The sequence below is a fragment of the Brevundimonas sp. BH3 genome (assembly GCF_045345115.1).
GTDB lineage: Bacteria > Pseudomonadota > Alphaproteobacteria > Caulobacterales > Caulobacteraceae > Brevundimonas.
This window is the reverse complement of sequence record NZ_CP150796.1, coordinates 1,671,442-1,683,695: the sequence shown is the minus strand read 5'-3', so window position 1 is coordinate 1,683,695 and position 12,254 is coordinate 1,671,442. Positions and strand designations below refer to the sequence as shown.

Here is a 12,254-nt window from a genome sequence, read left to right as displayed (position 1 = left end):
GACCCTGATTTCTCTAGACGCCATGGGTGGCGATCACGGCCCGTCGGTCGTCGTCCCCGGCATTAAGGCTTACCGTGCCCGTTTCGGTGGCGAACAGGTTCATTTCCATCTGCATGGTGATGAAGCCCTTATTCGCGCCGAAATGGACAAGCACGGTCTGACGGATGCTGACTGCACCATCTTCCACACCGACAAGGTTGTGGCGATGGACGAAAAGCCTGCCCAGGCCATGCGTCGTGGCAAGGGTTCCAGTATGTGGAACGCTATTGAGGCGGTGAAAAACGGTACAGCTCAAGCTGTTGTTTCGGCTGGTAACACCGGTGCCTTGATGGCAATTTCCAAATTGCAGTTGCGGATGGCCGCAACGGGATTGGAGCGCCCGGCGATCGTTGCTTCATGGCCGACTCTAAGGGGCACCACAGCAGTACTGGATGTCGGAGCCAATATCGGATCGGATGCCAAGCAACTGGTCGAGTTCGCCATCATGGGCGAAGCTTTCCAGTCGGCTGTTCACGGCATTGAAAAACCGACTGTAGGTGTTCTGAACGTTGGTTCTGAGGAAATGAAGGGCAATGATGCCGTGCGCGAGGCGCACGCTATGCTGCGCTCCGGTCATCTCCCGATCAACTATTATGGCTTTGTCGAGGGCGACGACATCGCCAAGGGCACGGTGGACGTGATCGTAACGGACGGTTTCACCGGCAATATCGCCCTGAAAACCGCTGAAGGTACAGCTCGTTTTATCGGTACCTTGCTCAAGGATGCGCTTAAGTCGGGGATTCAATCCAAGATTGGTGCGCTGATTGCCATGCCGGCCTTGAAACAGATGTCGCGCAAGATTGATCCCAGTACCGTCAATGGCGGCCCGCTTCTGGGGCTGAACGGCCTGGTTGTGAAAAGCCACGGTGGCGCGACTGCCGAGGGCTTTGGAAATGCTATTCGCGTGGCTGTTGATCTGGCGCGCAGTGATTATCTGACCAAGGTCGGCACCAATCTGGCCCGGATGGCCGAGATGGCCGATCTGGCGGTCAAGACGGACGGGGAGTAGTCGAGTGAGCATAGTTCGGACGGCTGTTACGGGTGTGGGCTCCTATCTGCCCCCGCATATCGTGACCAATGAAGAACTGAGCAAAACCGTCGATACGTCCAATGAATGGATTGTCGAACGGACAGGCATCCATCAGCGTCATAAGGCGGCTGATGATCAGCCAACCAGTGATCTGGCTGTTGAGGCCGCGCTTCGCGCGCTAGCCGATGCGGGCAGGACGGCGGCGGATGTGGACCTGATTATCGTCGCTACGACCACGCCGGATAATACCTTTCCGGCGACGGCGGCCATTGTCCAAAAGAAGCTGGGTGCGCCCGTCGGTATCGCATTCGACGTTCAGGCTGTCTGTTCGGGCTTTGTCTATGCCATGAGCGTGGCTGATGGCTTCATTGCCCGTGGTCATGCCAAATGTGCGCTTGTGATCGGTGCCGAAGAAATGACCCGTCTGATGGACTGGGAAGATCGTACCACCTGCGTTCTGTTCGGCGATGGGGCAGGGGCGTTTGTACTGGAGCCGCGCGAGGGCAATGGCACCAAGGACGATCAGGGCGTTCTGGGATTTGCCTTGCGTTGTGATGGTTCCAAGACCGATCTGCTATATGTCGATGGTGGCCCTGCCACAACGGGGACTGTCGGCCACCTACGCATGATCGGCAATCAGGTGTTCCGCCACGCTGTGGTGAATATTTCCGAAGCGATTGTAGCGGCCTCCGAAGCCGCAGACATCACTATTGCTGACATCGACTGGTTTGTCCCGCATCAAGCGAATGCGCGAATCATCCGTGGTGTTGGCGAACGTCTAGGATTGGACGAAAACCGTGTGGTGTCCACAGTGGCTCTGCACGCTAATACTTCGGCAGCTTCAATCCCGTTGGCAATGGATACAGCCATAAAGGATGGCCGCATAAAACGCGGTGATTTAATCGTAATCGAGGCCATGGGCGGAGGATTAACGTGGGGCGCATGCGCATTCCGTTTGTGATTCTGCAAAGAGTGCTTTGATTTTTCGTCGTTTTGGCTTTGTATGACTCCCTGATTGATAACGGGGAGACGCAAGTGTCGGGACAGCACACCCTTACCCGAGCAGATCTGTGTGACGCGGTTCACGATGAAGTGGGCCTGTCACGTCAGGAATGCTCAGGTCTAGTAGAGCGTACACTCGAGTTAGTGGTTGAATCTCTGGAGCGCGGCGAGACGGTCAAACTGTCCGGCTTTGGCGTGTTCCAGGTTCGGGAAAAGAGGGCCCGCATGGGCCGTAACCCGAAAACTGGCGAACCGGCCGCGATTAATCCGCGTCGTGTCATCAGTTTCCGCGCTTCCCAAATCATGAAATCGAGGGTCCACGACGCCGTTGTCGAGGATTGATTTTGACTAAAAGCCCACAAGCCTTTCGTTCCATTTCCGAAGCCGCAGAAGAAGTCGGGGTTCCGCAACATGTTTTGCGGTTTTGGGAAGGAAAGCTGGACTTTATCCAGCCGGTTAAGCGTGCGGGCGGCAGGCGTTTTTATCGCCCCGAGGACATCCTTATCCTTAAGGATGTCCGTCGCCTTCTTCACGATGAAGGTATGACCATTAAAGGCGTAGAGCGCCTGTTTAAAGACAAGTCGGTGCGTTCAGGGAAAGCTTCAGCCTCAGCACAAGCCTTGGATAAGCCGGATACCGTACCGCCTAGCATCAATTCCCTTCATCTTGCCCGCGTTTTAGAGCAGATCGAGGCGGCACAAGCGCGACTGAACGCTGTCTTGGCATAATAGTCGCAGCTTATTGTTCATAAGCCACTTTTTTGGTTTGCGGTCCGCAGTTTGCCCGTCTATACGGAGCGTCTTCGGAGCGTGGCGCAGCCTGGTAGCGCACTTGACTGGGGGTCAAGGGGTCGCAGGTTCGAATCCTGTCGCTCCGACCATTTCCTCCAAGGAATTGGTCGAAATGAAAAGGGCACCTTCGGGTGCCCTTTTTTCGTATCTGCATCCTATCGGGGATCTGCGGGATGATTCTGCCCGCCCTTGCCTGGCTTTTCAGCCCAGCGCAGCATAGGGATCAGCGGAATGCCCCAGCCAATCCCTGCAATGGCGTAATAGATTGCCTCTACCCAGAAGATATCGGGCACGAAGCCGGACAAGGTGACAGCGCCCCACACCCAGAAGGTCAGGAAGGCCATGACCATAATGGCGGCAATCAGTTTTCTGAGACGTGGCGACATCAGCGTTTTTTCCGGAAGATAAAATACAGCAGTAGGCCGACTATAGCGCCGCCAGCGGCCCATACGGGCCATATCCAGCTATCCAGAGTGACAAGGGCAAATACCCGCAGCACAAGGAATACGCCGCAAATAGCCCCCGTATAGGCCACAATAAAAAAGGCCGGCATTTCACGGCGGCCAGCCAGAAGGTCGGCCAGAAAAGCCAATACGGACACGACCGCGATGGTCACGGCCAGTTCAATATAGGGCATAGGCAAATTGCCTCCTCAAACAACCGTGACGCTTAATGCAAGAATGCGACTCGAAATCGTAGCGAGAGAGGGGCATACCCCTCTGTTCTCCGTCTGACGATAGACGGTCACCATATCGGGGCAAAGAGCAGGCGTCGAATGATGCGTATAGGTGAAGTCACCCACAGCCGGTCTGTGGCAATCTGGTTGTTTGTGTGTGCGGCTCTGGTTTTTGCCATGGTCGTTGTGGGCGGTGCGACGCGATTGACGGGCTCAGGTCTATCAATCACGGAATGGAAGCCGATCATGGGGGCAATCCCCCCGATGACGCACGAGCATTGGCTTGAGGCCTTTGAAAAATACAAGGCGATTCCGCAGTACCAATTGGTCAATGCGGGAATGACTCTCGGCGAGTTCCAATACATTTTCTGGTGGGAATGGATCCACCGCCTTTTGGGCCGTCTGATCGGTATAGCGTTTGCCGTACCGTTCCTGATCTTTGTTGTTTTTCGCATTATGCCGCGTCGTCTGGTGCTGCGCTGTGCGATCCTGCTGGGTCTGGGCGGTTTGCAGGGGCTTATCGGCTGGTGGATGGTGTCATCCGGTCTCAGCGAGCGTGTGGATGTGGCACCCGAGCGTCTGGCGACGCATCTGGGACTAGCCTTTATCATTTTTGCCGGTCTGATCTGGGCTGGTCTCGAGGCATGGTCGGGCGAGCAGTTCAACCGTCCTTCGCGTGGCTGGAATATTGCGGCCAATCTGCTGTTGGCTGCGGTGTTCATCCAGTGCCTGCTTGGTGGTCTGGTGGCCGGTTCCAAGGCTGGCATGGTCTTTACGGACTGGCCGATGATGAGCGGTGCCTTATTCCCGCCGGTCGAATGGGGGCAGGGCGGTCTGGCCTTCCTGCACGATCAGGGACTGGTGCAGTTCAATCACCGTCTGGGTGCCTATATCCTGCTGGCCTTCGGTACGGCCTATGCTGTGCAGGCATGGCGCTGGCGTTTGTCCGAAGGATCAGGCGCGGCGGCCTATGCGCTGGCGCTGAGCCTGTGGCTACAAGCCGTTTTGGGTATTCTGACCTTGATACATGCGGTGCCGATTACGCTGGGCGTAGTGCATCAGGCTGTAGCTGCGATTGTTCTAGGTCTGGCGACCTTGAATTTGTGGTTGGTGCGGCGCGCTCGTCCCCGGATATTCAATTCGGGACCCCGTAGCTAATCACCTAGCTCATCAAAAAAAGCGCCGGAGGATTTCTCCGGCGCTTTTTTATGCGGCTTTACGGGCAGCTAAGGCCGAGGCGACTGTGCCTGCAAACCAGACCGAAGCAATGACGATCAGAAGTCCGTAATCATGCCCCATCCAGATTACGGGGATAAAGGCGGCAAGGGTGACGACCGCGGGAAACATGTTTGCCCACATGGCCGAGACTTGTGATTCCAGATGGATCAGCGGTCGGACTTGTTGTCCGGCGCGTTTCTTCATCCAGTTGTTCAGCGGGATATAGAGCGCTGTCACGACGACTGCGATCAGTACATATTTCAGTAACTGACCGGGTTCGCCAAAGATGGCGGCACTGCCAATCAGAACGCCCAGTGCGCAACCGGTTGTTACGGCGAGCAGGGCATTGGGTTCAAAACGCATCAGGACTTGACCTTAACATAGGATCCGGGTGCAGGCTCCAGCGGAGCCAGCGCGCCTTTGGCAGTATCGCGTGCGGGAATCTGCTTGCCGGACAGAGCCGACAGCCATTTTCCCCAATGCGGCCACCAGCTGCCCGGATGTTGTTCAGCGCCCGATTGCCATTCTTCCAGCGTTTCGGGAAGCGTTGCGTTGACCCAGTGCTGATATTTGCCTGCATCAGGATGGTTTATCACGCCCGCAATATGGCCCGACCCGGCCAGCGTATAGGTGACGGGACCGCCAAACAGGCGTGCCGAGCGATAGACCGAGCGCATGGGCGCAATATGGTCTTCGCGGCTGGCCTGGAAATAGACCGGCACAGTGATGCGACCCAGATCAATGGTCTCGCCGCCCATGGTGATCTCGCCCTTGGCCAGAGCATTCTGACCGTACATGCGGCGCAGATAATCCAGATGCAGCGTCTTGGGCATACGCGTCTGGTCGGCGTTCCATGCCAACAGATCAAAGGCGGGCGGATCTTTGCCCATCAGATAGTTGGAGACAAAGAACGACCAGATCAGGTCGTTGCTTCGCAGGGCATTAAAGGTATCAGCCATGGCGGTGCTGGGCAGTACGCCGCCTGCCTCATCCATCTGGCGCTCGATTTCGGCCAGCCAGTGCTCGTCGGTAAATAGGGCCAGATCGCCAGATTCGGCAAAATCGTGCTGGGCGGCAAAGAATGTGGCGCTGCTGAAACGTGTGTCTTTCTTGGCAGCAGCATGGGCGAGAGCGGAGCCGAGCAGGGTGCCACCAATGCAATAGCCAACCGTGTTCACGGTTTTCTGGCCGGTTTGCTCCAGTACCTTTTCAACGGCGCGGTAAATGCCTTTTTCGAGGTAGTCGTCGAAATTATAGTGCGACTTGTCCTTGTCCGGATTGACCCACGAGCAAACAAAGACGGTAAAGCCTTGCGCTGTCAGCCAGCGCACCATCGAGTTTTCGGGGCGCAGGTCGAGGATGTAGAACTTGTTGATCCACGGCGGGAAGATCAGCAGCGGGATCGCATACTGTTTTGGCGTCGCTGCATCATATTGCAAAAGCTCGAACAAATCGTCGCGCCAGACCACTTGCCCCGGCGATGTGGCGACATTTTCCCCGACTTTGAAACTGTCCGTATCGGTCTGGCGAATGGCAAGACGACCGCGACCGCGTTCCAAATCGGTCGCGAAATTCTGCATACCCTTGACCAGAGTCTCGCCATTGCTCTCGGCCAGAGCTTTCAGCGCGACCGGATTAGAGGCCAGAAAATTAGAGGGCGACAAGGCGTCGGTCAGCAATCGGGTAAAGAACTCGGCCTGACGCTTGACCTTAGGGTCAATGCCATCGGCGCTGGCGACCAGTGCATGCATCCATTCCGTTGTTGTCAGATACGACTGGCGCATCATGTCGAACACCGGATTTTCCGACCATGCAGGGTCGCGGAACCGTTTGTCGGTGGCCGGAGCGGCTTCGGGTTCTTCCCCCATGGCGCGGCGCGTGGCCGTGGTCCACAGACCCATATAGCGATTGAACAAATCAGCCTGTGCCTGGAACAGCTTTTCCGGTTTGGCGGCCAGACTGCTCATCACTGCGCCCATGGCGGGTGTCACATTGAACGGATCGGCCGAAAGCGCCGCAGGGCGATCCGCCTGAGACAGAGCCACTTCGGCCAGAGCTGACTGCGCCAGCATGGCGGCCTTGGCCAGATTTAACGACAATTGCTCAATTTGCTTGATGTGTTCTGCACCGAAACCCGACCCGCTTTCGCTCTCGCGCGGCGGAGCATTATTGGCCGTGGCTTCGGTAGCAGTTTTGAGCTTAGCTGATGCCTTTGGTTTGGCAGATTGGGCCGCAGGCAATTTTGCAGTGGCCGAACGAGAGCGCTTAGCTGCTGTTGAAGCCGTTTTACCGGTCGAAATCGGGGCCGCAGGTTTGGTCACCGTTCTGTTCTCCAGAGCAAGGAATAGGCGTATGCCTTTCGCCGCACACTATGTTGGCATATGAATGCGCGGGATATGAACGTGAATCTTGTGAAAATCGTATTGCAGCCGGTTGCCGTTGTTTCCCTATGTGTAGGGCTGTCGGCGTGTGCCTTTGACCCTCCGGCTGATCCGGCCTCGCCATTGGCGACAAGAATCGATTCCCTTGTCAGCGCGAACCGCGACTACCCTCGCTGGCAGGACTTTCCGGATGCGCCTGTGAATGTTCCCGATGCAGCCAGTGTTCGCGTCGCGGTCAGTAGTTTAGAGGCATCACAAGGCGAGTTGGGTCGCGAAGTGGCGGCGATTGACTGGGAACTGGGTGACACCGAGCAGTTTGTCACCTCGATCCGTCAACGCTTGAACGCAGACAATGTCGAAATCCCTACAGCAGATACGCCTGCTCAAATCGAGGCCTTTGCGGCATCCTTGCGCGAACGCGCGAAGGCACCGCCGCCCGTGGACCGGCCTCTGCGTTAAACCTTCTATACGCCCGTGCTTGACGCAATCGTAGGATAGGCGTCGAGAATCAGCGCCTCTGATCGATACTGACAGCACGAGGATACTGACAAGTTCAAGGATACTGGCCGCATGGCTGACGATACGGGGCAAAAGTCGTTTCTGGGTTTCAGTCGTTCAACATCGGGCCGTAGCTGGCGCATGCGTCCGGCAGATTCGAACGTCACCCGAGCGCATATTCAGTCACTGGGCTTGAGCGAGCCGTTGGCCCGAGCGCTGGCTTCGCGAGAGATTGCGCCGGATCAGGGCGACAGTTTCCTGAACCCTACCCTGCGCGCCCTTTTTCCTGACCCTTCCAGCTTTATGGACATGGATCAGGCCGCCACAGCCATTCTGGATGCGCTACAAGCGGGTGAAAGCATCCATGTTTTTGCGGATTATGATGTCGATGGAGCATCCAGCGCTGCACTGCTGGTGCGCTGGTTCAGGCATCTGGGGGCGGAGTTGCCCATCTATGTGCCGGACCGGATGAAGGAAGGATATGGCCCAAGTGCGCCAGCCTTTGACCGGTTGAAAGCCAGCGGTGCCGATCTGGTCATTACCGTGGACTGTGGTGCCGCCGCCAACGAGGCTGTGGCACACGCTACAGATATCGGTCTGAAGGTTGTGGTCATTGACCACCACATGATGCGCGAAGAGCCTCCCAAATGTTTGGCCGTCGTCAATCCCAACCGACCCGGTTGCCCGTCAGGACAGGGGAATCTGGCGGCTGCGGGGGTAGTGTTTGTCCTCCTGGCTGCGCTTAACCGCGAAGGACGCCAGCGCGGCTTGTTTTCCGTTAACCCCGAACCGGATATCCGCCAGTGGCTGGATCTGGCCGCCATGGGCGCGATTTGCGATGTAACCCGCCTGACGGGCTTTAATCGGGCATTGGCCAGTCTGGGCCTCAAGGCCATGTCGGGATGGAATAATCCGGGCTTGTCGGCCCTGATGAGGGTGGCGGGTGCCGAACTGGGCGAAGCCAAGTCGCAGACGGTCGGTTTTGTGCTGGGGCCGCGAATCAATGCGGGCGGACGTATTGGCCGTTCCGATCTAGGGGCCAGCCTGCTGTCCACGCAGGATGCGCGCGAAGCCGATATGCTGGCGCGTGAATTGGATGAGTTGAATCGCGCGCGCCGCGATGTCGAGGCAGATGTTACCGAGCAAGCCATTCGCATGGTCGAGGCGACGGGCGCACATCAGGATGAAACCGCCTGTGTGTTGGTAGCGGGCGAGGACTGGCATCCGGGGGTAGTGGGTATTGTGGCGGGGCGCCTGCGGGAGCGCTGGCGCAAACCTGTTGTCGTCGTGGGCCTTGATCCTGTGACCGGCATTGGCAAAGGGTCCGGTCGTTCGCAGCCGGGCATGAATCTGGGCCGTGCAGTTCAAAAAGCGTGGGAAGAGGGGGTCCTGATTGCTGGGGGTGGTCATGCCATGGCGGCTGGTCTGACCGTCGCCACAGACAATCTCGAAACCTTGAGGTCATTTTTGAATGACGCCTTGAGCGGAGAGCAGGAAGCGGCGCAGGCTCTGGACTGGGTCGAGATTGATGCGCTGATTGATGCCCGTTCCGCCACACGCGACCTATTCGAAAGTTTTGAAAAACTGGCCCCCTATGGCCCAGCCAATCCCGAACCGGTGTTTGCTTTCGAACATATCCAGGTGCGTGAGCCGATGGCCATGAATGGCGGCCATGTCCGCTGTCGTTTGGTCGGCCCTGATGGGGCATCGGTCAGGGCTATTGCGTGGCGCTGTGCTGACCTGCCTTTAGGGCGCATGTTGTTGTCAGGGCAGGGTGGTTTGTGCGTTTCAGGGCGCTTAAAGGCTGATGACTGGAATGGCAGACGTGGTGTTCAACTGGAAATCGAGGATGTCGCCGACCCTCGAATGGAGGCGTAGCGTTTGCGACCCTGCGTCACAGGTCTTTGAAAAAAGACGCAGAAATCGTTCTACCCCGTTGCGTTTCACAGATTCGCCGTCTATCTAGCCACACGTTCGCGACGCGGTCCCTTCGTCTATCGGTTAGGACGTCAGGTTTTCAACCTGAAAAGAGGGGTTCGATTCCCCTAGGGACTGCCACGCGGCGTTGCTTTTAGAACCTCGGTTCAAGTCTGCTTCATCTGGTTTTGGAGATTTTCCAAATACCAAAGAAAGATGAGAAAGCTGCTTGCATCAAAGTTCGGAGGCAGATAATAGACCGCTCCTCGCGCTGCGGTCCCTTCGTCTATCGGTTAGGACGTCAGGTTTTCAACCTGAAAAGAGGGGTTCGATTCCCCTAGGGACTGCCACGCGGACCGGTTTTCCGACCAAGGTCGGAGCCATACAATCTAGATCGCTTTTCGCGCTGCGGTCCCTTCGTCTATCGGTTAGGACGTCAGGTTTTCAACCTGAAAAGAGGGGTTCGATTCCCCTAGGGACTGCCACGCGAAGCCTCTATTCTAGCTCCACAATCTAAATACTTATCCTGTAAGTACGGGATGATTTTGTTGCGCTTGTAGCTTTATTGCTCGCGTAAATCACAAGGATGTAAAATAGTCATTTTTCACCCTACGAGACACTAAATTCTGTGTTAAGTTTCGCTGTTCGTTCAGTTGAAGGTTTCGGCCTAGATTGAAACTCTTGTTCGCTTTTGTTTGGATCTGTGGGGATGGAAGATAACGATACTGTACGTGTCGAGGGGCACGTAAAATGGTTTGATCCCGGTAAGGGCTACGGTTTCATCGTGCCTGATGATTCGAATCATACCGATCAGAAAGACGTTCTGCTGCATGTCAGCAGCCTGCGTGATATCGGGCGTGAAGATGCCGGTGAAGGTGCGCGTATCAGTGCAGACTGCGCACGTCGTGCCAAGGGCTGGCAGGTAGTGCGCATAGAATCTCTGGACGAAGCGCTTCCGGATTCTCGCCCACAGCGCCCCCTGATTCAGCGCTCCGGTGTCGATGCGACCCCGATCGGCGAAATGGAACCGGCAGTCGTGAAGTGGTTCAACCGTACCAAGGGCTACGGCTTTGTTGTCCGCAACAGTGCCGAGGGTGACATTTTTGTGCACGTCGAAACCCTGCGTCGTAATGGGCTTGAAGACCTCTTGCCGGGTGATGCGGTCGATGTACGTTTTGCCGAAGGTCCTAAAGGATTGGTAGTAGCCGAAATTCGTCCCGCGCAGTAAGGTTTGCGCCTGTTTTTGGAAGGCGAAACTATGATGTGCTCGCGACGCGGTCTTACCGTACTTGCTTTGGGTCTGGCTGTATCTGCTTGTGCGGCGGGTAAGCAGGTTGTTGACGAGCGTGGACGTCCGCTAGAGCCGCTCTCTGTCGTAACACAGAGCGGCGAGCATCATTTCCTTGTCGAAATCGCTGATGACAACGCCTCCAGGGCAAGGGGGCTGATGTTCCGCCCGCCGCTGGCAGATGATCGCGGGATGCTTTTTCAATTTCCGCAAGCCAGAGAACAATCTTTCTGGATGCGTAATACGCCCAGTTCGCTCGACATTATCTATATCGATCCAACGGGCAAAATTGTCTCGATTGCCCGTCACACGACACCCTATTCCGAAGCTCCCATTCCGTCCTACGGTGCAGCGAACGGTGTTCTGGAATTGCGTGCGGGTCGTGCGGATGAAATCGGTGCCAAGCCCGGCGATCAAATTAAACACAACTTCTTCAAAAAGTAGGTTTTTTCTGTTGCGATAAACGCCGAGCCGTGACATTAGAACGGCTTCCGCGGCTCGGGGTATGGCGCAGTCTGGTAGCGCACCTGTTTTGGGAGCAGGGGGTCCGAGGTTCGAATCCTCGTGCCCCGACCACGGAAAAAATCTCTCCCTAAAATCTTAGCTCAGTTCCAGCCGTTCAACGCATAGCTGAACCCTATGGGCATGGCCTCACGGACCTGCGTAAAGAAGGCCGTGACTTCGCCAAGGGCCGTACGCGGAACAAAGATAATGTCGCCACGACGAATGCGCGGCGAGAACAGGCTGCGATTGCCCAGATCCACAGTCGTCATCATCGGATAGCCATCAGGCCCCCGGCGAATCAATGCGGCTTTGCTGGTTCTTGCGCCCAGTGAGGAGCCACCCGCCAGAATCATAGCCTGATAGGCATTGATTGGTTCACTGGGCAGGTCGTAGGCGCCCGGATTACGCACCTGACCATTCACCCAAACCTTCGCAGGACCAGAGCGGCGCAAAGTAAGTTCGACGGCCGGCCTTACGAGGTGCTCGGCGTAAGCTGCAGAGATATCAGTTTCCAAAGCATGCAGGCTACGTTCGGCAGCCATCACATGGCCTACCATTGGCAATGAAACACGGCCATCGGGTGCCAATATCAGAGTGCGATTTAGCTCTGGTGCCGACGGCAGGACCAGATCGACTTCGTCACCGGGGAACAGAACATAGGGAGGTTCGATGTCTGTCCATGGCCGAAAACCGACTATGGCATCCTCGCCATCACGAACGACTGCGCCCGATGATGCGCAACCTGTTACGGCAATGGCCAAGCCACCGAGAAAAAATCTACGATCGATCATTCGCTTCCCCCCGAGGTCCCTGTGCCGATGCCATGAATATCAAGGATCGGAATTTATGGTTCACGCCTGATTAACACCCTGTAGGGCATTCATATAGCAGAGGTTCATCTTTCGCAGGC

The 12,254-nt window shown here is 56.5% G+C and carries 14 protein-coding genes and 5 tRNA genes; 14 read left to right on the top strand and 5 right to left on the bottom strand.

The window, feature by feature from the left end:
- The first annotated feature begins 22 nt into the window (after positions 1 to 22).
- The 5 genes from plsX to WEU32_RS08145 all read left to right on the top strand — a co-directional run bounded on the left by plsX (position 23) and on the right by WEU32_RS08145 (position 2,951).
- A complete protein-coding gene (gene plsX, locus WEU32_RS08165) occupies positions 23 to 1,048 on the top strand; it encodes a phosphate acyltransferase PlsX (protein ID WP_406853417.1) in 1,026 nt (341 codons plus the stop codon).
- Positions 1,049 to 1,052: 4 nt separating this feature from the next.
- Positions 1,053 to 2,030, top strand: a complete 978-nt coding sequence (locus WEU32_RS08160; RefSeq protein ID WP_312812987.1) for a beta-ketoacyl-ACP synthase III — start codon at positions 1,053 to 1,055, stop codon at positions 2,028 to 2,030.
- Positions 2,031 to 2,104: 74 nt separating this feature from the next.
- The gene (locus WEU32_RS08155; RefSeq protein WP_312137115.1) at positions 2,105 to 2,413 is read left to right on the top strand and encodes an integration host factor subunit alpha; all 309 of its coding nucleotides are present in this window, start codon (positions 2,105 to 2,107) and stop codon (positions 2,411 to 2,413) included.
- Between the two features lie 2 nt (positions 2,414 to 2,415).
- Positions 2,416 to 2,799 carry a MerR family transcriptional regulator gene (locus WEU32_RS08150; RefSeq protein WP_406851555.1) on the top strand — a complete coding sequence of 128 codons (384 nt, stop codon included), beginning with the start codon at positions 2,416 to 2,418 and terminating at the stop codon, positions 2,797 to 2,799.
- 75 nt (positions 2,800 to 2,874) lie between these two features.
- A tRNA-Pro gene (locus WEU32_RS08145) sits at positions 2,875 to 2,951 on the top strand.
- A gap of 66 nt (positions 2,952 to 3,017) precedes the next feature.
- On the opposite strand, the gene WEU32_RS08140 is transcribed toward WEU32_RS08145, so the two are convergent.
- Both WEU32_RS08140 and WEU32_RS08135 read right to left on the bottom strand, forming a co-directional pair.
- Complete coding sequence (locus WEU32_RS08140; protein ID WP_406851554.1) at positions 3,018 to 3,248, bottom strand: DUF2842 domain-containing protein; 231 nt, start codon at positions 3,246 to 3,248, stop codon at positions 3,018 to 3,020.
- Positions 3,248 to 3,499, bottom strand: a complete 252-nt coding sequence (locus tag WEU32_RS08135) for a transglycosylase (RefSeq protein WP_312137120.1) — start codon at positions 3,497 to 3,499, stop codon at positions 3,248 to 3,250. Before WEU32_RS08135 ends, WEU32_RS08140 begins: the two co-directional genes overlap by 1 nt.
- A gap of 138 nt (positions 3,500 to 3,637) precedes the next feature.
- Between WEU32_RS08135 and WEU32_RS08130 the strand changes: the two genes are divergently transcribed.
- Positions 3,638 to 4,696, top strand: a complete 1,059-nt coding sequence (locus WEU32_RS08130; RefSeq protein WP_406851553.1) for a COX15/CtaA family protein — start codon at positions 3,638 to 3,640, stop codon at positions 4,694 to 4,696.
- Positions 4,697 to 4,744: 48 nt separating this feature from the next.
- Here the strand turns inward: WEU32_RS08130 and WEU32_RS08125 are convergent, their stop codons facing one another.
- Positions 4,745 to 5,119, bottom strand: a complete 375-nt coding sequence (locus WEU32_RS08125; RefSeq protein WP_406851552.1) for a hypothetical protein — start codon at positions 5,117 to 5,119, stop codon at positions 4,745 to 4,747.
- Complete coding sequence (gene phaC / locus WEU32_RS08120; RefSeq protein ID WP_406853416.1) at positions 5,119 to 6,828, bottom strand: class I poly(R)-hydroxyalkanoic acid synthase; 1,710 nt, start codon at positions 6,826 to 6,828, stop codon at positions 5,119 to 5,121. The genes WEU32_RS08125 and phaC overlap by 1 nt, the downstream gene beginning before the upstream one ends.
- 330 nt (positions 6,829 to 7,158) lie before the next feature.
- Here phaC and WEU32_RS08115 point away from each other — a divergent pair, with 330 nt between their 5' ends.
- From WEU32_RS08115 to WEU32_RS08080, 8 genes are all read left to right on the top strand, one after another.
- Positions 7,159 to 7,596 (top strand): hypothetical protein, encoded by a 438-nt coding sequence (locus WEU32_RS08115; RefSeq protein ID WP_406851551.1) that lies wholly within the window; start codon positions 7,159 to 7,161, stop codon positions 7,594 to 7,596.
- A gap of 111 nt (positions 7,597 to 7,707) precedes the next feature.
- Positions 7,708 to 9,513, top strand: a complete 1,806-nt coding sequence (gene recJ / locus WEU32_RS08110; RefSeq protein ID WP_312137128.1) for a single-stranded-DNA-specific exonuclease RecJ — start codon at positions 7,708 to 7,710, stop codon at positions 9,511 to 9,513.
- Between the two features lie 105 nt (positions 9,514 to 9,618).
- Positions 9,619 to 9,693 (top strand) — tRNA-Glu (locus WEU32_RS08105).
- Between the two features lie 134 nt (positions 9,694 to 9,827).
- Positions 9,828 to 9,902: transfer RNA gene (locus tag WEU32_RS08100), tRNA-Glu, on the top strand.
- 60 nt (positions 9,903 to 9,962) lie between these two features.
- A tRNA-Glu gene (locus WEU32_RS08095) sits at positions 9,963 to 10,037 on the top strand.
- A 224-nt stretch (positions 10,038 to 10,261) separates the two neighbouring features.
- Positions 10,262 to 10,780, top strand: coding sequence for a cold-shock protein (locus WEU32_RS08090; RefSeq protein WP_312137130.1), 519 nt, complete (start codon positions 10,262 to 10,264; stop codon positions 10,778 to 10,780).
- A gap of 3 nt (positions 10,781 to 10,783) precedes the next feature.
- The gene (locus WEU32_RS08085; protein ID WP_406851550.1) at positions 10,784 to 11,284 is read left to right on the top strand and encodes a DUF192 domain-containing protein; all 501 of its coding nucleotides are present in this window, start codon (positions 10,784 to 10,786) and stop codon (positions 11,282 to 11,284) included.
- A gap of 55 nt (positions 11,285 to 11,339) precedes the next feature.
- A tRNA-Pro gene (locus WEU32_RS08080) sits at positions 11,340 to 11,416 on the top strand.
- Positions 11,417 to 11,445: 29 nt separating this feature from the next.
- On the opposite strand, the gene WEU32_RS08075 is transcribed toward WEU32_RS08080, so the two are convergent.
- Entirely contained in the window at positions 11,446 to 12,135 is a 690-nt protein-coding gene (locus WEU32_RS08075; protein ID WP_406851549.1) for a polysaccharide biosynthesis/export family protein, read from the bottom strand.
- Positions 12,136 to 12,254: the final 119 nt, after the last annotated feature.

Bases quoted from the DNA above. Each gene is read 5' to 3' on its own strand.
- plsX (WP_406853417.1), top strand. From the start codon at position 23: ATGGGTGGCGATCACGGCCCGTCGGTCGTCGTCCCCGGCATTAAGGCT.
- WEU32_RS08140 (WP_406851554.1), bottom strand. From the start codon at position 3,248: ATGTCGCCACGTCTCAGAAAACTGATTGCCGCCATTATGGTCATGGCC.
- WEU32_RS08135 (WP_312137120.1), bottom strand. From the start codon at position 3,499: ATGCCCTATATTGAACTGGCCGTGACCATCGCGGTCGTGTCCGTATTG.
- WEU32_RS08130 (WP_406851553.1), top strand. From the start codon at position 3,638: ATGATGCGTATAGGTGAAGTCACCCACAGCCGGTCTGTGGCAATCTGG.
- WEU32_RS08125 (WP_406851552.1), bottom strand. From the start codon at position 5,119: ATGCGTTTTGAACCCAATGCCCTGCTCGCCGTAACAACCGGTTGCGCA.
- phaC (WP_406853416.1), bottom strand. From the start codon at position 6,828: ATGCTGGCGCAGTCAGCTCTGGCCGAAGTGGCTCTGTCTCAGGCGGAT.
- recJ (WP_312137128.1), top strand. From the start codon at position 7,708: ATGGCTGACGATACGGGGCAAAAGTCGTTTCTGGGTTTCAGTCGTTCA.
- WEU32_RS08090 (WP_312137130.1), top strand. From the start codon at position 10,262: ATGGAAGATAACGATACTGTACGTGTCGAGGGGCACGTAAAATGGTTT.
- WEU32_RS08075 (WP_406851549.1), bottom strand. From the start codon at position 12,135: ATGATCGATCGTAGATTTTTTCTCGGTGGCTTGGCCATTGCCGTAACA.